Raw genomic sequence first — 20763 nt, 5'->3', positions numbered from 1 at the left:
ACCGAACAAGGCATCCACCGCATCAACACCAACCCACAACTCCCCTGGTCATTCCTCACCCACACAGGACTCACCATCCATCCACCACACCCACCAAACTTACGAAAAGATCAGTAGGAGCTGAACATGATCGTGGTGACCGGAGCGACCGGCAATGTGGGACGACCCCTGACGCGGGCCCTCGTCGAGGCGGGCGAGCAGGTGACGGCCGTGTCGCGGAACGCGGCGGCGGTGCCGGAGGGGGCGCGCCACGTAGTGGCCGACCTGGCCCAACCCGTCGGCCTGACACCGGCGTTGGAGGGAGCGAAGGCGCTGTTCCTCCTGCTCTCGGGCGACCTGCACGCCCCCGGGGCCAGGCCGGCCGACATCATCGAGCGGGCCGCGGCCCAAGGGGTGCGCAGGGTCGTCCTGTTGTCCTCGCAGGGTGTGTCGACCAGACCGCGGGGCGCCACGCGGATCGCGATGCGCGCGCTGGAGGACGCGTTGCGCACATCGGGTCTCGAGTGGGCCGTGGTGCGCCCGGGCGGCTTCGCCTCGAACGCGCTGGCCTGGGCGGAGTCCGTCCGTACCCGGCGCACCGTCGCCGCGCCCTTCGGCGACGTGGGGGTGCCGGTGGTGGACCCCGCCGACATCGCCGAGGTGGCGGCGGCCTGCCTTCTGGACGAGCGGCACAACGGCGGGGTGTACGAGCTGACCGGGCCGGCGGTCATCACGCCGCGCGAGCAGGCGGAGGCGATCGCCGAAGCGATCGGCTCGCCGGTGCGGTTCGAGGAACTCACGCGCGAGGAGGCCAAGTTCGGCATGACGCGCTTCGTACCGGCGGAACTCGCCGACGACACCCTGGACATCATCTCCGCCCCCAACCCGGCCGAACTGCGCATCAGCCCGGACGTGGAACGAGTCCTTGGCCGCGCCCCGCGCCCGTTCGGCGCATGGGTCACGCGGAACGTGGAGGCCTTCCGCTGACCAAGAGGGCGCGACGACCTGCCGCGTAGCGCGGGCGCGGCCGTACGGGCCGGGAGCCCCCGCGCCTACCGGCCGCGCCGCTCCTCCGGCTCGGGCAGCCGCATGATGTGACGGACGCGGTCGCGCAGGCGGTGCACATGGCGAAAGCGCCGGCCCTGCTCGCGGGACTGCCGGTCCAGCTCCTCGACCAGGCGCTGTGAGCGCTTCTCCACATCGAGTTCGTCGAGGATCCGGTCGACCTCGGCGAGCAGCGCCCCGTGCAGCTGCCACTGCCGGGGGTGTCGCTGCACCTGCGCGAGCAGCAGGTCGGCGACCCGGTCGCGGCTGGCCCGGCCCGCCGTCAGCTCGGCCGTGAGACGCTCCTCGGCCTCCTCGGCATTGGTGCTGACCTGCGTGGTGATCAGCACGGCGAAGCTCTCGACGGCCCGCGCCAAGTGCTCGAAGACGTCCCGCAGCGCCCGTCCCACGTCCGGCTCGAAGAGGTGCTCGTCCGTGCGCTCCTTCGCGAGGTCGGTGAGCGAGCGGCACACGACGCGCAGCACGACCGCCGAGATCTCCAGGGTGTCCAGTCCTGTGCGCAGTACCACCCGCGACAGCAGCCCCTCCTTGACGCGCGGGTTGAGTCGCAGACTGTCCTCGGCCTGCCGCAGGGACACGTCCACCTGGGTGATGTCGTGGTCCAGCCGCCGCGCCTCGTGGAGCCGGGCGGCAGCGCGGGCCACCGGAGTGTGGCCACCCACCTCGTCGCCCAGATCCGTCAGCAGGCGGCGCATCCGCGCGGCCAGCTCCTCGATGGCCCCGCCCGCGGAGTCCACCCACACGGGCGGGGCCAGCAGCATGTTGAACAGCATTCCGACGCCGGCACCGATGAGCGTCTCGAGCACCCGGTCCCACGCGGTCGCCGAGACACGGGTCACCCCCAGGACCAGCATCGCGCTGATCGCCACCTCGGGGACGAACTCACCAACCTTGACGAACCGCCCGACCACCAGCGCGGCCAGGATGATCAGCCCGAGACTCCACCACGTCAGGCCCACGAGGGAACTGAACCCGACGGCGAGCAGTACGCCCACGACGACGGAGTTCACCCTGCGTACGGCCGTGACCAGCGTGGTGTAGAGGGTGACCTGCACGACGAGCAGGGCCGTCAGGGGCGCGGTCAGCGGCGCCGGTTCGCTGCTCAGTTGGAGGGCGACCACATAGGAGATGACGGCCGCCGCGGTGGAACGCAGGGTCTGCACCACCGCCGGCTCACGACGGCGGCGCGCAAGGTCGAACAGAGGATGAGTGAACTCCCGCACCATGCACCCCTTCCCTCTCAGCGCGATTCACACGCAGGGGTGTACACGCGGGGGTGTACGGACGGGGGTGTCAGGGGTGTACGGACAAAGGCGTAGGGACAAGGGCCGGCGGACGGTCAGGAGCGTCGACCCAACAGACGACGGACCACGGTGTCGGCCGGACGGTCAGGGCGGCCGGCAGGCGGACGCCCTGGAAGGTCCGGGTGCAGAGCGTCCGGCGGGCTCCTTCACGAGAAGTAGAGCGCCGCCTTCTCCAGCACATGGCGGGTGAACATCCCGCCGTACACCGACCCGCCCCGGTACATCGTGACCCGGGTGACCCCGGAGCCCGCCTCCACCGTGATGGGGCGGCCGATCACGGAAGTGCCGAGCACGCGGGCGTCCTTCGTCGCCCACTCCCGCGCGGAAGCCGCCACCTGGGTGCTGACCAGGGCCGGCAGCACCATCGCGGCATTGCGGGCACCGCCGATTCCGCTGCGCAGGCTCGACGCGTAGGCCATCGCCCATTTGGTGAAGTCGACCAGCGCGGCCTCGTCGACGGCGGGGACGGCGGCGGCCAGGACGAACAGCTCGCTCTTGGTGCCGAACCACCGCGCCTTGCGGTCCGACCGGCTGCCGAGCAGCACCGGGTGGTTGTGCCAGGTGGCCGTGGTCGCCCGGCAGCCGTCGGCCACCATCCGATCGCCAAGCGCCCTCACATAGGCGATGGCGACGTCGGCCGGAGGCACTGCTTCGGGTCTCTGCTGTGTCATGCGCGGATCATCCACTACCGGCCGGGGCGCAGGGAAGGGGGTGCGGCGTGTCCTCATCTCCCCTGCGGGGCGGCGGACTTGGTGCGCGAGGACCGTTCAGGCGGACACGCTGCCACGAGAAGGCCGGCTGGGCGAGCACCTTTCCGGCCGGGCTCGCCGCCACTGGGTCGGGCCGGCATCCGCGCCCCCCTGGCCGCCCCGATCAGGGGGGCGGCGGAGCGTCCGGCGCGCTCGGTACGCCGGGCGGCCTTAGCGTGAGCGCCATGTGCTGGAGTGCGACGGCCGACCTCATCGCGGGTACCGCCATCACCGCGGTGGGAGCCGCCGCGGTCACGGCGGCGGTCCGCCGCCGCCCCCGTGAGGTGCCGATCGCGGCGCTGCCCGTGGTGCTGGGCGCCCACCAGATCATCGAGGCGGCGGTCTGGCATCAGGGCGGCGGCGCCGGAGCCGCCACCCTCGCCTGGGCCGTCGTCGCGCTCCCGCTCCTGGCGCTCTGGGTGCCCGCGGCCGTGCTGTGCGCCGCGCCCACCGACGCCCGCCGCCGGCTGCTCCTCCCGCTGGCGGCCGGCGCCGCGACCGCGGCGGTGCTCGGGTACGCGCTGGCCACCCGGACCGTGACGGCCGAGATCCGCGGACACACCGTCGGGTACTCGGTGGGGCTGCCGCACGCCGGGCTCGTCATCGCCGGCTACCTCCTCGCCACCATCGGCTCCCTGCTCCTGTCCGGCGACCGCGGCCTGGTCCTCCTCGGGGTGCTGGTCGGCGTCGGGGCCGTGGTGTCCTTCGCCCTGTGGCGGCAGGAGTACGTCTCGACGTGGTGTGCATGGGCCGCCGTCTGTTCGGTGGTGTTGCTGGTGCGGGCGGTCCGGCAGGACGCCGACCGCGGCGGGCCTGTCGGCACCGAGCGCGTACCGGGCAGCAACTCTGGTCACATCAAGAGGAGTTGATGTGAAGAGGGGGGTGCCCGGCCGCGTCCTGCGGTAGAAGTACGGCATGATGCCCGTCGAGGAAGCCAGGGACGAACTCAAGCACCTGCTGACCCGCTGCGAGCGCTGGCTGGCGGACGAGGACGGGGCGCGGGCGTTCCTTCCGGAGGCCGAAGGTCTGGCCGACGACGTCGTCCGCATCGAGGCGCTGCGCACCCGGGCCCTGTCGTCCATGCTCAACGTGGCGCTGCTCGGACGTCAGTCGTCGGGCAAGAGCTTCCTGATCAGCGGGTTGCAGGGCGGCCTCGAATACGTGCCCATCACCGACGAGGACGGCATGGCCTCGGCCGAGTACGTCGGCATCCTCCCGTCCTCCGCCAGCCCCACCACGGCCTGTCCGTGCACCGTCATTCCGGCGGGGGACGAGGTGGCGGAGGGCCAGGGCCGGGCGCTGCTGCGCGCCACGTTCGCGGGTGGCGCCACGGAGGAAGTCGGGTCGGACCTGCTGCCCGCGGTGGTCGCGGCCTACGGAGCGGTGGACGGCGTCGTCACCAACCGCCGCCGCGAGCACATCAACCGGCGCGTCGAATCGATCGAGGTCGTCATCAGGGACGCCCGGCTGCCGGTGAAGCTGTTCGACCTGCCCGGCTCCGAGTCGCCGATCGCGGAGCACGAGGTCATCATGCGCGAGGCGTGGGCCAAGGCCGACTGCTTCGTCTACGTGAGCCAGGCCACCTCTGCACTGACCGCCAACGAACTCCAGCTCATCCGTGACCTCTACGCCCACCACATGCAGAGCAGCGGCAACAAGCGGGTGCTGTGGGTCCTCACGGGGATCGACCTGGCCACCCAGCGCGAGCAGGGCATGGCCGCCTGGAAGAGCGTCCTGTCCACCAACAACGACTACCTGCGAACACACTTCGGCACGCGCGGCGGGCAGTTCATCGGAGAGGGCTTCCTGCCGGTGTCGGCCGCCTGGGAGGCCGAGGCGGACTTCAAGGCCGGCCGGGGCGAGGACGGCGGCACGCTGGCCCGGCTCAGCGGCATGGAGTTCCTGCGCGAGCACCTGCGCGGTCTGATGGAATCCGGCGCGGGCCACGTCCATCTGCGTCAAGTGGCCGACGAAGCACGGTGGTTGATGCGCAGGCGCCAGCGCCGGCTCTCCGACATGCTCGACACCCACCAGCTCGCGGTGGAGGACCTGGAGATCCAGCAGGCCCGCCTGCGGGAACGCATCACGGGCGCGGAACGCTCCCTCGACCGCATCCGCAGCGAACTCGGCCGCGAGCTCCAGCGCCGCATCCGTACCGCACGCGGCCCGTTCGGTGCCCTGGCCGACGAACTGCACGAGCACCTCGACGCGTTGATCGACGGCGGCAACCTGAGCGCCGAACACGCCAACGAGGTCGATGTGCGCCAAGTCGAGCTGTTCAGCCAGTGGATGACGTCTCCCACGGGCCCCGCGACCCTGTGGCAGCGCGAGTTGACCGCGCTCGACGCGAGCGCCAGACAACTGCTGCGCGCGGACCTCGGCGTGGACACCGGTTCCCAGCTGGTCACGCCCGAGCCGCTGGACACCAGTTACTTCCCGCTGCGGACGGACGACCGCCAGCCCCTGACCGCCTACGGCATGGTGCAGGCCGCGGCGAGCACGCTCGGGGTCGCCAGCCCCATCGCCGCCGGCGCCGTCTGGCTGACCACCACCCTCAGCCTCGCCACCATCGCGGTACCGGCCGGCGCCGCCGTCCTCGCGGCCATCGCCATCGCCAAGGTCACGGACCTCCTCAAGGACCGCGAGTCCAAGGTCCAGAAGGCGCGCCAGGAGCGCAAGGACATGATTGACGAGCAGGTGAAACAGGTGCGCGGAGCCTTCGAGGACGTCACCCAGGCGCAGGGCCGGCTCCTGATCGACACGGTGGACCACCACCATCTCCAGCACCAGACGCGGCTCCAGGCGACCCTGGGCCAGATCATGGAGCGCATCAACGCGGAGGACACCGTCCGCAGCCGCGCCGTCGTGGACCGGCTGACCCCCGTCAACCAGGCGGGCCAGACCCTCGTCACCGCCCTCCAGGACCTGCGCGACGCGCTCGGCACCGAGGCGCTCCGGGGCCGCTGATGCCCCCGGCCCGCCCGCGGCGCCCCCGAGTCCGGTGACGCGGGGTGTTGCTGAACGTGTACGCGCCGCTCGTCGCGGCGGCGGGAACGGGATCAGCCCTGCGCAGGTGGGCGCCCAGCGGGCCCGGCGGCCTCACCCCCGGGCCCGAGCAGCCCGGTCGGCGGCACCGGGCCGCGCTCGGCCAGGCGCGGCAGGGCCCAGCGGGAGACGGCGGTGACGGCCGGCGGGAACAGCGGCCGCAGGGGCTGGGCGCAGCGCAGCCACGGCGGCGCGTAGACGGTGGCGCGGCGACGGTCCACACCCCGGGCGATCCAGGCGGCGACGCTGGTCGCCGGGTAGGTCCGCCGGGCGCCGGGCGGCATGTGGGCGCGCAGCTCGCGCAGGGCCGTGTGCCGGTCGGCGTCGCGGATCATCTCGGTGTCCGTCCAGTGCAGGTACGCGATGCCCACCGCGGTCCCCTGCGGCTCCAGCTCGGCGCGCAGGGACTGGGCGAACGCCTCGACGCCGGCCTTCGATGCGCAGTACGCGCTCATCAGGGGCACCGAGCCGAACGCGGCGGTGGAGGCGATCTGCAGGTAGTAGCCCCGGTTGCGCAGCAGGGCCGGCAGGAACACCCGGGCCGTGGTGGCGCTGCCGGACAGGTTGACGTCGATGACGCGCCGCCAGGTCGCCGGGTCGCACGTCGCGAACGGGCCGCCCTCGGCGACGCCCGCGTTGGCCACCACGACCGACGGGGCCCCCAGCGTCTCCTCCACCGTGACGGCCGCGCGCTCCATCGCCGCCTCGTCCGTGACGTCCACCTCGACGCAGCAGGTCGGCACCGCCAGCTCGCGCGCGACGTCCCGCAGACTCTCGCCCTCAAGGTCCAGCAGGGCCACCCGCATCCCACGCCCGGCCAGCTCACGCGCCAGCGCCGCGCCTATGCCCCGGGCCGCCCCGGTGACGACGGCCGTACGGCCGTCCAGCCCTCGTACCCGGCCCATGGCGGTCCCTCCACACTGGGCGACCTCTTCCCACCGACCATAGTCCGCCCCGCGCCCGTCAGCCTGGTGCGCGGCAAACGCGCTGGTCAGGCCCGGACGACACGTTCGGTCCCGGGTGTCGGGGGAAGAATCGGGCCGCCCTGCGGGTCGCGTCCGGGATCGTCCGCGGCCGTCCTATGATCGGCGGCCGTGGCCCACACTTTCGAAGAACTGGTCGAGATGCAGCGTACGGCCGACACGGCGCACGCCCAGGCGGAGCAGCTGAGGGAGCAGTACGGTCCGCCCGGGCCGCGGCCCTGGTCCGCGCGGCAGTCCCAGACGTACGAGACCGCTTGGCGGGCCTGGCGCGATCTGGCCCGCGACGTTCAGGCCGCGGTCGCCGCGTACGCCGAGCGGCAGGGCGAGTCCCGGCAGGACGTGGAGGCACGGGTGCGCGAAGCGGCCGGGGGCGCTCAGGGGTAGTAGGGCGTGTAGGTGATCGCGGAGACCTTGAGGTAGCGGGCGCCGTCGGCGGTGGCCCAGGTGGAGGCGTCGGGGTTGCCCGGCCAGTCGCCGCCCACCGCGGTGTTGACGATGAAGTGCATGCCGGTGCCGGGTGGTGTGGTGTACCACTTGGTGCCGGTGAAGGCGCCGTCCACCCAGAAGTCGATGTGGTCGGGCCACCAGGAGTACGCGTAGGTGTGGAAGCTGTTCGTCCAGGCCGAGGCGTTGTTGCGCACCCACTGGGTCTGGGCGTTGTTCGTGTCGTGGAACGTCTGGTAGACGGCGGTCGGGTTCTGCCCCACGATCTCGGCGGCGTCCATCTCGGGAAGCCAGGGGTTGAGGTAGGCGCCCCACACCGCGGGGAGCAGCCCGCGCCCGTTCGGTATGCTCGCGGTGAAGCTGTAAGTGCCGTACCCGTAAAGGGCCTTGGACTCGACGCGGCCCGAACGGTACTGTCCGCCACCGGCGTTGTAGGTCTTGATGATCAGCGTGCTGCCCTCGTACCAGACGCAGTCGGGGGTGTAGGTCTCCAACTCGTGGTTGGCCGTCCAGCGTCCGTTGATGACGTTCCACGAGTTGACCGTCTGGGGCGAACCCCAGGACGAGGCGTGCGCGGGTGGTTGTGCCAGCAGGAGCATCGACAGGGCGGCGAGCGCCGTGCCGATCCATCGGGGGGATCTCACACGTGCGGAGAACATCGTGGCTCCCTCGGCTCGGAAGACCTGAGGCCGTGGGAGCGGTCCCACGGCCGGGCGTGCCACGACGGTAGGTGGTGTGTCGAGCGGCTGACAAGAGTGCGCATGGCACACCGCTCGCTGCGGCCCGGCTGGAATCGGTCACCCCACATCGCCGCGCGTGCTTGGATAATTGCCGGATCTTCGGATCGCCGCGCATCGTCACTTCGGGGGACCATCGTTATGAGCAAGGACGAGATCGAGCCCACTCGCACCGATCGACCGACCACGGCCGCCCCACCCGCCGCCCGGCGCGGCTTCTTGGACGCGAGGGGTTCGACCACGTGGTCGCCGATCATCCAACTCGGCTTCACCACCGGGGCGTTCGTGCCCCACGGCGTGAAGGGCTGATCCCGCCGCCGTGGAACAGCTGACGGGGCACGACCCCACTCACATCGGCCCCTACCGTCTGATCGCCCGTCTCGGCGAAGGCGGAATGGGCCTCGTCTATCTGGGCCGATCCGACCTCGGCCGTACGGTCGCGGTGAAGACCGTGCAGGCCGAACACGCCCATCACCCCGAATTCCGCCGGCGGTTCACGCGTGAGGTCGCCGCCGCGCGACGGGTGGGCGGAGACTGGACGGCCGCCGTCCTGGACGCCGACACCGAGGCGGCCGTGCCCTGGGTCGCCACCCAGTACATCCCGGGACCGGATCTGGCCACCGTGGTCGGCAAGCACTTCGGGCCGCTGCCCGAGCACTCGGTCCACACCCTCGCCAACCGCCTGGCCCTCGCGCTGCAGGCCGTGCACGGCGCCTGGCTGATCCACCGCGACCTCAAGCCGTCCAACGTCCTCGTCACCGTGGACGGACCCCGTGTCATCGACTTCGGCATCGCCCGCGCGCTGACGAGCATCGGCGGGGACAGCCTGCTCACCCGCACCGGCATGCTGATCGGCTCGCCCGGGTTCATGTCCCCCGAACAGGTGCGAGGTCATGAACTCACCGCCGCCAGCGACGTGTTCTGCCTCGGCGCGGTCCTCGTTTACGCGGCCACCGGCCGTCTCCTCTTCGGCGCCACCGACACCGGACTCAACGCCCACCTCTTCAGGATCGCCGAGGAGGAGGCGGACCTCACCGGCGTACCGGACTCGCTCGTCGACCTCGTGCGCGAGTGTCTGGCCAAGGACCCGGCGGCCCGGCCGACGCCCGCTGATGTGGTCGCGCGCACGCAGACGGACCGGGCCGAGGAATGGCTGCCGGGCCCGGTCCTCGCCCAGCTGGGGCGGAAGGCCGCGGAGCTCCTGGACTTCACCCCCGAGCACCGCGGCCCGCGGCCCGACCCGCGCAGCCCGGCCGCCCCCGCGGGCGCTCAGGCCACCTCGTACCCCCTGACGCCGCCTCCCCACGCACCGCCCGCCTACGCACCCACCGCCCCGGGAGGCTTCGGTCCCGCGCCCGGTCACGGTCCGTCGGTGGCGCCCGGTGCCCTGACCGGGACCCCGGCGGGGGACGGCGGTGGCCCGCGCCTTCGGCGCGGCTGGGCGCTCGCGATGGCCTCACTCGCTCAACTGGCCGTGACCATGGCCTCGTTGACCACCACCGTGCTGCTGTACAACGCCCTGCGCGACCTGGGTACGGACGCGTCGTCCAGAGAATGGATGGTGACCGGTCACTTCGTGGCCTTCGGCGCGCTGCTGTTCGTCGGCGGTCACCTCGCCGACCTCGTGGGCCGCCGGACCACGCTGCTCATCGGCCTGACGGGCTTCGCCCTCGCGACCGCGGTCCAGGCTCTGGCCCCCGGCCCGGACATGATGCTCTGGGCCTATATCGTCCAGGGTGCCTTTGCCGCGCTGAGCACGCCGGCCTCGTTCGGTCTCGTAGCCGTCCACTTCACCGAGCCCAGGGCGCGCCTCAGGGCCCTCGGGGTCTACTCGGTGGCCGCACTGGGCGGTCCGGCCATCGGCCTGTTCCTCGCGGTGCCGCTCGCCCAGTACCTGTCGTGGCGGGTGTACCTCCTGGCCGTCGCCCTGGTGGCCGTCATCGCGCTCATCGGCACGGCCGCCCTGGTCCGCGACCTGCCGGACCGTGCGTCGAGCGGGTTCGACGCCCTGGGCACGCTCCTGGGCACCCTCGGGGTCGGGGCCGTCGTGTTCGCCGTCGACAGGTCACCGCTGGCCGGCTGGGAAAGCCCGCCAATAGCGCTGTGTCTCGTCGCCGGTGTCCTTCTGCTCGCGGGCTTCTTCTGGCGCCAGGCGAACACCGCGCGCGCTGCGATCCTGCCGGTGTACGACACCGGGGGCCGCGGGCGCGGCGGCGCACTGCTCGCCCTGTTCTTCACCGGGCTCGGCCTGAAACTCGCGCTGCCGCAGCTCGACGGCTTCCTGTGGTCCGGGTACGACGCGGGCACCATGGTCATGTTCGTGGTCCTGACCGGTTCGTTCCTCATCGGCTCCCGGCTCCTCGCCCACCGTCTGGTGCCGCGCCTCGCCGGCGGTCCCGTAGGGGTGGCGGGGCCGCTGCTCGCGGCGGTCGGCGTCCTGCTGCTGCACCTGGGCGCGGGCTCCCTGGGCGCGTCCCTGCCCGGCATGATCTGTCTCGGCATCGGACTGGGCACGGCCGGCAGCGTGCTGTACTCGGCCGTCATCGAAGGCATCACCCCGCGCGACTGCGGCGGCCGCGCCGCGCTCGCCCTCGTGGTCCAGCAGTTGGGCGTTACGGCCACCGTGGCTCTGCTCAGCACGAGGACGGGGTCGGAATCCAGGGGTGGCGATCCCGTCACCCTGTACATGTCGATCACGGCCCTGGTGCTCGCGGCGCTGGCCGGGGGCTTGACGACCGAGAAGCGGCGAAGCCTCGCCGCCCCGGCCGCCTCCTCCACCCTGCCGGGCTAGGAATCGTGCGGACTCCGGGGCCAAGAAGCGTCTCCGGACAGCGGGCCCGAAAGGGCCGGAGTGTGCCTGGGTGTCACGACGTGCGCGGGGCACCGGGCCAGCAGCTCGTGGTCTACCAGGCCGCACCCGGCAGCCCGAGCGCCGAAGCGCTCTCCCTGCTGGGCAGCCTGCACGTCACCCGGCACCCGAGGCCCACCGCGGAGCGCTAACAACTTCCGTGCCGGGCAGCCCTGTTGACCGCGTCCAGCACCGGTGCCACGCCGTCCTCCGCCGCCATGCGCTCCGCCAGCCGCCGGGCGCGCAGACGGTAGGCCGGGTTGCCCGTGGCTTCTCCGAGGGACTCGGCCAGCCTGGCGGCGGTGAGCTGTCGCAGCGGCAGGGCGCGGGGCGCGACACCGAGCCGTACCAGACGGTCCGCCCAGAACGTGGCGTCGAACTGCACCGGTACCGGTACCACGGGAACCCCGGCCCGCAGCCCGGCCCCGGTGGTCCCGGCCCCGGCGTGGTGCACGACCGCCGCCAGATGCGGGAACAGCTCGCTGTGCGGGACGTCTCCGATGGTGATGATGTCGTCGTCGTCCGCGTGCAGCCCGGCCCAGCCCTCCTGAAGGACACCGCGCAGTCCCGCCGCACGCAGGGCGCGCACGATCTCGCCCGAGACCGCGACCGGGTCCGGCACCGTGGCGCTGCCGAGTCCGACGAACACCGGAGGCGGGCCCGCGGCGAGGAAGTCGCTCAGCCGGTGCGGGAGTTGGGGATCGGGCACGCGGGGCCACCAGTAGCCCGTCGCGTCCAGCCCCGGACGCCAGTCGCGTGGGCGGGGCACGACGAGCGGGCTGTAGCCGTGCAGAACGGGCCAGCGGCCACGCTCGCGTTCACGGTGCTGCGTCCGCAGCCCGCGCAGGGGGACGCCCAGACGCCGCTGCACCTCCTGGGCCGCCGGACCGTAGACATGCGCCAGGGCCAGGTGCACGCCGTTTCCGGCCGCCCGGTTGACCGGCCCGCCCCAGCTGCCGACGCCGACCATGGGCGGCACGAACTCGGCGGTCGGGTGCAGGGGTTGGAGATGGAGCCCGATGCTGGGCAGCCGCAGTCCCTCGGCGATGACACAGCCGAGCGGTGCCACCGAGCCGGCGAGCAGCAGCATGTCGGCGGCCCGCGCCGCCTGGAGCAGGTCGTCGGCCATCTCCCCGGCGAGCGTCCTGGCCATCGCCAGCACCCGGGCGAGCTTGCCCGGCCCCGTCCTGCTGCGGTGCAGTGCCTGCCCGCGCGCGCCGTGCAGTTCGGCGTGCGGGTCGATGGGAAGCGGATGGAACCGGATCGACGACTTCGCCACCAGGGGCTCGAACCGGGCATGGGTCACCACGGTGACGTCGTGCCCGCCCCGCACCAGCCCGTCCGCAAGTCCGGCGTAGGGCGCCACATCGCCTCGTGAACCGACCGTCATGATCGCTACTCGCACGGCCACCAGTATGCCGTCCGGCCCGACGGACCACCCGGAGCCACACCCGTTGACGGGGCAACAGACCGCTCGTGCATGCCATCTGACGGAACGTCAACTCCAGCGGCGTCCCGCCGTCGAGGGCTCAATCGGTGGTGCGGCGGGCCCGCCTGGTGAAGCGCTGCAGCCCTCTGCGCGTGGGTTTGAGCGGCTTGTCCTCCGGTGCGGCCGGAGCGGCCGGTGCGGGCGCCGCGGTCAGGGCGGCCGCCGGAGGGGAGGAGGGCGAGGCGAGGTACTGGCTGCCCCGTTCGAGACGGGTCCGTACGGCGTGTGCCATGGCCTGGTGGGAGGAGTGCTGGACGAGGCCCTCGGAGAGCAGGCGCTCCCACATGTTCAGGAGCTCCTGTCCGCGGGTCACCACCTGGCCCTCGTCCCACAGCCGCTGCCATGCCGCGGTGGCCCGGGCCACCTCCGGCGCGGCCCGTTGCAGATCGGTCCGGCAGCGCACCCGGGCGACGGTCAGCGCGAGCACGGTCGAGACCGTGTAGTCCTCGCGCAGGTACGCCATGTACGCCTCGATCGCCCGCGCTTCGAGCGAGAGGTCGTCCTCCACGCCCCGGCGCAGCGTCAGATGTTCGCGCAACGCACTGGCCAGGACGTACGCGGCGTGCAGCTCCTCCCGCTGTGCGTGCTGGATGATCCGCTCGACGCGGGCCAGCGGAGGGAACGCCTCCTCCTCGGCGGCGATGCGCTCGCGGCCGGGCGGCAGGTCGTCCTCCTCGCCGATCGTCCGGCTGGAACCGTCGGGGTAGACCCGCAGCCGCGCGACCTGCTGCACGGTGCGGTCGATGACCGTCGCCGCGACCGGCGCTCCCAGGGTGCGGGCGAACATGGCGACGGCGTCGAGGATCGCCTCGTTCGGCGGCCGGGTACCTCCCATCTGGAGGAGGTGGCCGTTGACGACGGTCGACCCGTCCTCGGCCACGTAGGCGTCGAGACGGACCAGCGGCGGTGCGTTGAGCGCGGGCAGGTTCGCCCCGTCGCGGGGGGTCGGCAAGTGGGACATCTGGCTCAGACTCCTGGTCGGACCACGCCGAGTATGGGCATGGAGGCGGCGGGCGCGGTGGTGATGGTACGTCCCGGCCGGGGAGCGTGGACGATCTGCCCGCCCCCTATGTACATGCCCACGTGCGTGGCGTCCTTGAAGTAGATGATCAGGTCGCCCGGTTGTGCCGACGACAGGCTGACGCGGGTCAGCCCGTGCCACTGCGCCTGCGAGGTGCGGGGGATGGGATGCCCGGCCGCCGCCCAGGCCGTGGAGGTGAGCCCGGAGCAGTCGAACGACGAGGGGCCCACCGCGCCCCACACGTAGGGCTTGCCTATCTGGTCCATGGCGAAGGCGAGGGCCTTGCCGGCCGCGCCGCTCACCGAGGTCGTGGTGCCCCCGCCGCCCTTGTCCGACGTCCCGCCGCCCGGGCCGCTGACCGGCCACTTGGACTTGGCCTCGTCGGTGCGCTGCCGCTCCAACTGGGCCAGCTTGTCGGTCTCTTCCTTGCGCAGACCCGCCTCGATGCGCTCGGCGTCGGCGATCTTCTTCTCGATCTGCTCCTTCGCCCCCGCCTTGTCGGCGAGGGTGCGGTTCAGCTCTTTGAGGTCCTTGGCCGCGGCGTCCGTCTTGCCTTCGAGTTCCGCCCGGGCGGCCTTCTGGGCCTCGGAGACGTTGATGATGTTCTGCATGGCCTGCTGGGCCTGGGCGGCATCGTCCAGCGCGTGATCGGGGTGCTCGCCGAGCAGCAACTGGACGCCGGTGGAGTTGAGATAGCCACCGCGGTACTGCGTCCGGGCCGCGGCGCCCGCGAGGGCGTGCAGATCGCCGACGCGGCCCTCGATGCGGGTGAGGTCGGCACGCAGCGAGGCCAGGCGCTTGGTCTGGTCGGTCGCCTTCTCGTTGGCGGTGTTGTACGCCTCGGTGGCCACCTCCGCCTGACGGTAGAGGCCGTCGAGCTCGGCGCCGACCTGCTCGATGGACCGCGTACCGCCGGGGCCCGGGTCGGGCCCGGGGGCGTGCGGGGCCGCGTAACTCAGCCCGGGTATCAGGGCGATCGCGCAGGCCAGGGCTGTCGCGGAAGCCCGGCCTCGCAGCTGTCTGCCGCCGGTCGACACATTCATCAGCGCCACTTTCGGAGGTCGCGTACGAGAACTCGGACGGCGCCCGCTCGCGAGGGCGCCAACACGGGTCATACGGAGATCCGTTCGACCTTTCAACACACTACCCGCACACACGGGGCCGATCGGGACAGCGTCGCATGTGTCACAGCCCACGTCCGTAACTCGCCGCTTCCTGGTGGCCGGTTCCCGCCGCTTCGTGTCCCGCACTCGGCCGGGCCGCACCAACACGGCGGGGACGGAGTCCACTTACCCGCCTGCTGGGCGCGGTCGCGGCATCCGTCATGGAACGCGCCGGGGGAGCGGAGAGGTTGGCCGGATACGAGGGTGTGATCCCGCCGACAACGTGGACGGGCCGGTTCGGCGCGCCCACCACGTGGACTGACGCGGAGGCTCAGCGCTGGAGAGCGGGCTCGGCGACGCGGACGCGCCGCGTGGCGCTGCGGTAGGTGGAGATTCCCAGCGCCAGCAGCCAGTAGCTGAAGATCGCGCCCATCAGAGCGGTGGTGCCCCAGCCGTTCGCCGCGTAGAAGTGCGCGGGGGTGTTGCCGAAGAACAAGGACGGCACGAACGCCAGGTTGATCCCAGCCAGGGCATAGGCGGAGCGGCCGGTCCAGCGGGGCAGCAGCCGCGTACGGGAGATCCCGTACCCGACGGCCGTGAGGAACAGCGCCAGCATGAGACGGCCGATCGACCCGTAGAGGATGTACGTCCCGGTCACCGTGATGGTGGGGTCGATCGGACGGTCGGCGGCGATGACGGCGCCGGCCTCCAGCCCGCTGGAGACCAGTGTGACCGACGCGTAGACGAGCCCGGTGGCGAAGGCGAGCGTGCCGACCCACTCGTAGCCGGGACGGGCCGCCTTGATCAGCTCGCGGAACGCCGTCACGAAGACGACCAGGCAGGCCAGCGCCACGATCCCGATCAGTAGCCTGGCCAGCACGTTCGCGGCCGGCGGCGGGCCGGAGTAGATGAAGTACAAGGGCACTTCGATGATGAAGGCCGCCGCGGTGGCGATCCCCGCGAAGCCTGTCAGGCGCCGGAAGCCGGATTCGTTCATGACTGTCCCCCAGAGTCCCCGTGATGGGTTTCGGTGCTGCTCGATGACGTGAATTCTGCTGTCGGCGGCACTTCCCGTCGCTGGGCCTGAACACCGGAGCGCGGCTGGGCCTGAACACCGGGCCGAGGTGGTGCTGTCGACACCCCGTGGGCCACCCGTGGGACACCCGGGGACCCCTCGTGCGAAACGAGCGCCGGGACGGCCGACGTGTACGAGGGTGGCGGGGGGCGCCGGGGGGGCGGAGAACGCGTTGGTCACGGCTCGCGCCCGTGGCTTACGATCCTTTCGCGGCCGGGCGGGGGCACCGTGGCCGCCGCGTTCCGGCGGGTCACCCCGGGGCTGCCTCTTTCGTCACGTCCTGTGGGGGGACCTTCTTCATGGCCTGGTCGTTGCGTGCTCTGCGCGCCCTGGCGCTGCTCGCCGGGTTCTTTCTGATCAGCGGCGCCATACTCGCCGTGCTCATCGGCATCGACGTCTTCGTCGCGGTCCAGGTCTTCGAAGGAGGCCATGCGGCCTGGTTCCTGGTGAAGCTGCTGGGGTTCTCGCTGGTGCTGACCATCCCCATCGTCCGGGGCATGTTCGCGCTGCGCGCGGGGGAGAGGCGCGGCAAGGGCGAGGCCGGGCTGGTCGTCACAGAGGAGGAGCAGCCCGCACTCTGGGACGACATTCATGACGTGGCGCGGCTCACCGGCACCCGGCCCCCGCACCGGGTCGTCCTCACCGGCGAGGTGAACGCGGCGGTCGCCGAGCGCACCTGGCTGCTCGGACTCGTCCCCGGACGCCGGCGCATGTACATCGGCATGCCCCTGCTCGTCGGTCTGACCCGGCCGAGGCTGCGCGCCGTGCTCGCCCACGAACTGGGCCACTACAGCAACCGTGACACCCGGCTCGCCGGGCTGACCATGCGAGGCCGCGATGCGGTTCTCCGCACTATTGCCGCCCTGAGCAAGGGAGCGGAGGAGGGCAGCGCCTCCCAGGCGTTCATGGCCAAGGTGTATCTCGCGTACGGCAAGTTCTACATGCGGGTGTCGCAGTCCGTGGCACGACGTCAGGAAATCGCCGCCGACCTGGCCGCCGCGCGTGCCGTGGGCCGCGATACCACCGCCGCGGCGCTGCGCGAGGTGCCGGTTCTGCACGCTGCCTTCGGGTTCTACGTCGAGCGCTACGCCTGTGTGGGGTGGGACGCGGCGCTGCTGCCGCCCGTCGGAGAGTTCTACGGAGGCTTTCGGCACATCCTGGCCGATCCCGGACGCGCGGACGAACTCGCCGTGCTGCGGGCCGAGTTGCCCGAAGAGGAGCACTCGCTCTACGACTCCCACCCGCCGATCGCCGAGCGGGTCCGGCGGATCGAAGCGCTGCCCGCCGATGGTGTCCCCGACGATCCGAAGGCGGAAGGCGCCCTGACCCTGCTGCGCGACCCGGTCGCGGTGCTCGCCGCGCTCGAACCCGCCACGCTGGTGGGCGGGTCCTCCTCGATGCGGCGGCTGGGCTGGGAAGACCTCGTACACAGCGCCGGGCGCGCGGCCCATGGCGAGGCGGCCGAGCCGCTGCGGCGCGCGGCGTCCGCCGATGGAGCGGCTCCCGGTCTCACCGGGATCCTCGACGCGATCGACGCGGGACGCCTGTGGACCTCGCTGACCGACCGCCTTCCCCGGAACGCCGAGGCCGCGAAGGACGGTGACCGTGCGGCGCGCGAGTCCGTTCGCTCCGCGGTACGCGAAGGCCTGGCCGCGCTGGTGCGCGTCGAACTCGCGGACGCGGGGCGGGGTCGGTGGGAGCTGTCCTGGTCGGACCTGCCGCGTCAGGCCCTGACGGCGGAGACCGCCGGGGCGATGGGGCCCGCGCTCGACGCGGCCGTCGCTGACCTGCCCGATACGGCGCCGCTGAGGGAGCTGCTCGCGGCCGAGCCACCGGCCTCCGTCACCCGTGCCACAGCACCTGCCACCGAGCCGGCCGAAGCGCCCGCCGCCGGCGCTGTCCCCGAGCGGGACTGATAGTTCGCTCGCGCGCGGTGCACCGTCGGGTGGGTGTGTTCCCCGGCTGTACGTATGGCTGACGCGCGTGCCGGGCCGACAACCCGCCCGGCACGCGCAACTACCTTAGGAACAGCTGCAGTTGCAGCAGTTCGGCGGCGGAGCGCAGCAGAAGGAAGCGCTCACCTCCGTCATGCCGTGACCTGCGGTGAGCGACCGGCTGTGCTCGTCCCCGGCCAGCGTGTCGAGGTCGAGGTCGAGCGCGAGGTCGGCGACCGCGGCAGCGAGCGAGGGCGAGCTGTTGCTGTTCTCGTTCATCAAAGCCTCCTTTCGATCCCAATGGAGCATCAACAGGCTTATTCGGACGTCCAGTTGGGACAGTAGCGTGACGGGTGTGACCGTGGGAAGGGGGTGGACTAGACCATTCTCCTCGGTTAGTGTCGGCCGCCCGAGGGGTCGTGAACACCGCCCCAACCGGCGCTTTCACGTCTGCGAAAGCGATGTCCCCGAGGCGTATCCGACGGAGGTGGCATGAGGCCGAGGCTGCTGCCCGACACACATCTCCTGCCCTCCGAGCGGGGTGTCGTCATCAGTGGACCCCGTCGCACAGCGGCCCTGCCGGCGCCCGGAATCTATCCCTGGCTGGAACGGATCCGCCCGTTCCTCGACGGCCAGAGCACCCTCGACCAACTCACCGCGGAACTCCCTCCGCAGGCCGCACACCACGTAAGAACCCTGGTGGAACTGCTGGTCAGGGAGGGTTTCGTACGGGATGCCGCAACCGATCTCCCGCACGGACTGAGCTCGCGGATCCGCGCCCAGCACGCCTCGCTGATCGACTTCATAGCGAGCCGCGCCGACTCGCCCGAGCACCGCTTCGAGCGGTACCGCGAGTGCGCTCCGCTGGTGACCGGCTCCGGACGGCTGGCGAGCGCGTTGGTCCTCGCGCTGCTCGCCTCAGGTGTGGCCCATGTGCGCCTTCGACTTGACGACATGTCCATGGCCTCAGGCGCCGCGACGGACGTGGCTCGGTTGCGTGCTTGCGTGCAGCTGCTCCGGGACGAAGGAGGGTTGTTCTGCTTCGAGGAACTGGAAGAAGATGTGCTTCAACTCGTCCCGGGCGTGGGTGTGTTGCTCTTCGCCTCTGATGTGGACGACCCGGAGGCGGCGGACCGCGCCCGCTCGCTGGCGATGCGGGCGGGGGTGTGGTTCGGGCAGGTGACTGCCCGGGGGGAGCGCGTCGCGATCAGCGCGGTGCGGGTTCCTGAAGGTGTGTCAGCCGCACTCCCGGACCGAGAGCGCCGCACGGCCCTGGCCGTCCCGTCCCCTACGGTCGCAGGCACACCAGAGCCGACCCCCACGGCAGCGCCGAGCCCCTACCTCGGCGGTCCGACCGCCGCCCTGGCCGCCAACCAGTTGTGTCTGCACCTCTTGCGGCAGGTGGCGGGGCTGGACCATCCCGACCAGCAGGGGACCGAAGCAACCGTGACGCCCCCGGACGCGGTGCTCGATCTCGTCACCGGCGCCTTCCTCGGCGCGGAGGCGAAGTGACGGCCCGGGCCGGGGTGCCCGGTGAGACCCTGACCAGGGGCGGCAGCGGGGAGCGGGGCGACGGGCCAGCGCGGGTCAGTGTGCCCGGTGAGACGCGGGCCGGGGCCATCAGCGGGGAGCCGACGGGCCCGGCGGACGAGGTCCCGTTTCCGTTGTCGCTGTGGGCGGAGGCGGTGTACTCGCGCAGAGCCATCCCGGCCGGACTGGCGACGGGGGCCCCGGTGCCGGGTCGCCCCGACGTCGACCCTGCGCCACGCGCCCCCGGCCCGCGACATCTCCTGGCGGCGCCACCGCTCCACCTGGAGCCGCTCCGGCGTACACCCGCGAGCCTCGCCGACCCGGAGGTGCTCGCCGCGCTGCTGCACTACTCCTACGGGCTGCTCCAGCACGACCTGACCCCCGGCGGCTGGCCGCACCACCGAGCGGTGGCCTCCGCGCGCTGCCGCTACCCCGGCGAACTCACCCTGGTGACCCCCACCGCCGCCTTCCGCTACGACCCCATGCATCATCAATTGGCGCTCCTGACACCGCCAATGACGGACCATCAGCAGCTCAACCCCGGTGACTCCCGCTTCGTCGTGATCACCACCAACTTCGCCCCGACGGCCCAGCTCTACGGTGACTACGCCCCCCGACTCTGCGCCCAGGAGGCCGGAATGCTGCTGGGCGCGGTGCACCTGGTCGCCGCCGCCCTCGGCCTGCGTACCCGGGCCGGGCAGGACCGGGAGACCCTGCTCGACCTCTGCGCCGCCCGTCCGCCAACGGCTGAGGGTGAACACGCCATGGGGTACCTGGAGATCCTGCCCTCCGTCGAGCGCCCGGCCGCGCGGTCCTGGCCCCCGCCCGACCTGGCCTCGGTGCTGCGCGCCCGCCACTCCGGCGCCGCGCTGTTCGACCCCGTACCGGCGCCGGCCCCAAGAGCACTGCTCGCCGATCTCGATGTCGCCCTCGCCGACGCGCCGTTCAGTGACTTCACCTGTCATCTGGCGGTCCAGCGCGTGATCGGCTCCGCCCCGGGCCACTACCTGCACGACGGGATCCGGCTACGGCGGACGAGCACCGGCGATCCCCTCCCGCTCCTCGAAAGCATCGGGCAGACCGAGGGCCGGGTGTCGGTGAACTTCCGCTCGACGGCATGTACCGCCTACATCGCCGTACGGCGGGGTGCCGCCGTCGCGGCCCACGGCGCGGACGCCTTCCGCAGACTGCATCTGGTCGCGGGGGCGGTGGCCCACCTGCTGTGCGTGGTCGCGGCGCGCCACGGGCTGTCCGCCCGGGTCCACAACGGCTATGACGCCACCAGCGCCGAGCGCCTCCTCGGACCGGCCGCCGACGAGGAGACCGTCCTGTTCCAAGTGGCCATCGGAGCGGCCCGTCCCACAGCCGCCTTCCGCCTCCCGGTGCTGTTCTGATGAGCCGGACCACGCCCCCGACGCGGGAGGCCGCCACCCCCGAGCCCGCTTCGGTCTCTCCCT

General features: G+C 72.1%; 18 protein-coding genes and 2 pseudogenes. 11 read left to right on the top strand and 9 right to left on the bottom strand.

Annotated features, from left to right (window positions below; genetic code table 11):
• Positions 1 to 117: pseudogene (locus ACGF3I_RS21820) on the top strand (transposase); the annotation flags it as partial.
• Between the two features lie 9 nt (positions 118 to 126).
• Positions 127 to 966 (top strand): NAD(P)H-binding protein, encoded by an 840-nt coding sequence (locus ACGF3I_RS21815; RefSeq protein WP_393134450.1) that lies wholly within the window; start codon positions 127 to 129, stop codon positions 964 to 966.
• Between the two features lie 65 nt (positions 967 to 1031).
• On the opposite strand, the gene ACGF3I_RS21810 is transcribed toward ACGF3I_RS21815, so the two are convergent.
• Both ACGF3I_RS21810 and ACGF3I_RS21805 read right to left on the bottom strand, forming a co-directional pair.
• Entirely contained in the window at positions 1032 to 2270 is a 1239-nt protein-coding gene (locus tag ACGF3I_RS21810; RefSeq protein ID WP_393134448.1) for an aromatic acid exporter family protein, read from the bottom strand.
• A gap of 224 nt (positions 2271 to 2494) precedes the next feature.
• Positions 2495 to 3019: a hypothetical protein gene (locus tag ACGF3I_RS21805; RefSeq protein WP_393134446.1), complete on the bottom strand. Its 525-nt coding sequence runs from the start codon at positions 3017 to 3019 to the stop codon at positions 2495 to 2497.
• 263 nt (positions 3020 to 3282) lie between these two features.
• Between ACGF3I_RS21805 and ACGF3I_RS21800 the strand changes: the two genes are divergently transcribed.
• On the top strand, positions 3283 to 3966 hold the full coding sequence (locus tag ACGF3I_RS21800) for a DUF6629 family protein (protein ID WP_393134444.1): 684 nt from the start codon (positions 3283 to 3285) through the stop codon (positions 3964 to 3966).
• Positions 3967 to 4012: 46 nt separating this feature from the next.
• Positions 4013 to 6064, top strand: a complete 2052-nt coding sequence (locus ACGF3I_RS21795) for a hypothetical protein (RefSeq protein WP_393134442.1) — start codon at positions 4013 to 4015, stop codon at positions 6062 to 6064.
• A gap of 92 nt (positions 6065 to 6156) precedes the next feature.
• Here the strand turns inward: ACGF3I_RS21795 and ACGF3I_RS21790 are convergent, their stop codons facing one another.
• Positions 6157 to 7047: an SDR family oxidoreductase gene (locus ACGF3I_RS21790; RefSeq protein ID WP_393134440.1), complete on the bottom strand. Its 891-nt coding sequence runs from the start codon at positions 7045 to 7047 to the stop codon at positions 6157 to 6159.
• A 189-nt stretch (positions 7048 to 7236) separates the two neighbouring features.
• Here ACGF3I_RS21790 and ACGF3I_RS21785 point away from each other — a divergent pair, with 189 nt between their 5' ends.
• Positions 7237 to 7509 (top strand): hypothetical protein, encoded by a 273-nt coding sequence (locus ACGF3I_RS21785; protein ID WP_393134438.1) that lies wholly within the window; start codon positions 7237 to 7239, stop codon positions 7507 to 7509.
• Here ACGF3I_RS21785 and ACGF3I_RS21780 read toward each other — a convergent pair.
• Entirely contained in the window at positions 7500 to 8213 is a 714-nt protein-coding gene (locus tag ACGF3I_RS21780) for a family 16 glycosylhydrolase (protein WP_393134436.1), read from the bottom strand. The genes ACGF3I_RS21785 and ACGF3I_RS21780 overlap by 10 nt on opposite strands.
• Positions 8214 to 8447: 234 nt before the next feature.
• On the opposite strand from ACGF3I_RS21780, the gene ACGF3I_RS21775 reads away from it, so the two are divergent.
• The 3 genes and pseudogenes from ACGF3I_RS21775 to ACGF3I_RS21765 form a co-directional block, all read left to right on the top strand.
• Complete coding sequence (locus ACGF3I_RS21775; protein WP_393134434.1) at positions 8448 to 8615, top strand: hypothetical protein; 168 nt, start codon at positions 8448 to 8450, stop codon at positions 8613 to 8615.
• 10 nt (positions 8616 to 8625) lie between these two features.
• Entirely contained in the window at positions 8626 to 11097 is a 2472-nt protein-coding gene (locus tag ACGF3I_RS21770; RefSeq protein ID WP_393134432.1) for an MFS transporter, read from the top strand.
• A gap of 77 nt (positions 11098 to 11174) precedes the next feature.
• Positions 11175 to 11306, top strand: a pseudogene (locus ACGF3I_RS21765) (transcriptional regulator); the annotation flags it as partial.
• Here ACGF3I_RS21765 and ACGF3I_RS21760 read toward each other — a convergent pair.
• The 4 genes from ACGF3I_RS21760 to ACGF3I_RS21745 all read right to left on the bottom strand — a co-directional run bounded on the left by ACGF3I_RS21760 (position 11303) and on the right by ACGF3I_RS21745 (position 15764).
• Positions 11303 to 12544 (bottom strand): glycosyltransferase, encoded by a 1242-nt coding sequence (locus ACGF3I_RS21760; protein ID WP_393134467.1) that lies wholly within the window; start codon positions 12542 to 12544, stop codon positions 11303 to 11305. The pseudogene ACGF3I_RS21765 and the gene ACGF3I_RS21760 sit on opposite strands and share 4 nt — an antisense overlap.
• Positions 12545 to 12683: 139 nt before the next feature.
• The gene (locus ACGF3I_RS21755; protein ID WP_393134430.1) at positions 12684 to 13604 is read right to left on the bottom strand and encodes a hypothetical protein; all 921 of its coding nucleotides are present in this window, start codon (positions 13602 to 13604) and stop codon (positions 12684 to 12686) included.
• A gap of 5 nt (positions 13605 to 13609) precedes the next feature.
• Positions 13610 to 14707, bottom strand: coding sequence for an NlpC/P60 family protein (locus ACGF3I_RS21750; protein WP_393134428.1), 1098 nt, complete (start codon positions 14705 to 14707; stop codon positions 13610 to 13612).
• A 391-nt stretch (positions 14708 to 15098) separates the two neighbouring features.
• Positions 15099 to 15764 (bottom strand): hypothetical protein, encoded by a 666-nt coding sequence (locus tag ACGF3I_RS21745; protein ID WP_393134426.1) that lies wholly within the window; start codon positions 15762 to 15764, stop codon positions 15099 to 15101.
• A gap of 377 nt (positions 15765 to 16141) precedes the next feature.
• On the opposite strand from ACGF3I_RS21745, the gene ACGF3I_RS21740 reads away from it, so the two are divergent.
• Positions 16142 to 17758: a M48 family metalloprotease gene (locus tag ACGF3I_RS21740; RefSeq protein ID WP_393134424.1), complete on the top strand. Its 1617-nt coding sequence runs from the start codon at positions 16142 to 16144 to the stop codon at positions 17756 to 17758.
• Between the two features lie 105 nt (positions 17759 to 17863).
• On the opposite strand, the gene ACGF3I_RS21735 is transcribed toward ACGF3I_RS21740, so the two are convergent.
• Positions 17864 to 18055, bottom strand: coding sequence for a thiomuracin/GE37468 family thiazolyl RiPP peptide (locus ACGF3I_RS21735; RefSeq protein WP_393134422.1), 192 nt, complete (start codon positions 18053 to 18055; stop codon positions 17864 to 17866).
• A 213-nt stretch (positions 18056 to 18268) separates the two neighbouring features.
• Between ACGF3I_RS21735 and ACGF3I_RS21730 the strand changes: the two genes are divergently transcribed.
• Both ACGF3I_RS21730 and ACGF3I_RS21725 read left to right on the top strand, forming a co-directional pair.
• Positions 18269 to 19288 (top strand): hypothetical protein, encoded by a 1020-nt coding sequence (locus tag ACGF3I_RS21730; RefSeq protein ID WP_393134420.1) that lies wholly within the window; start codon positions 18269 to 18271, stop codon positions 19286 to 19288.
• A complete protein-coding gene (locus ACGF3I_RS21725) occupies positions 19285 to 20700 on the top strand; it encodes a hypothetical protein (protein ID WP_393134418.1) in 1416 nt (471 codons plus the stop codon). Before ACGF3I_RS21730 ends, ACGF3I_RS21725 begins: the two co-directional genes overlap by 4 nt.
• The last annotated feature ends 63 nt before the right edge of the window (positions 20701 to 20763 follow it).

This window comes from Streptomyces sp. NPDC048111, assembly GCF_043202815.1.
Taxonomy (GTDB): domain Bacteria; phylum Actinomycetota; class Actinomycetes; order Streptomycetales; family Streptomycetaceae; genus Streptomyces.
This window is presented reverse-complemented; position numbering and strand designations above follow the sequence as displayed.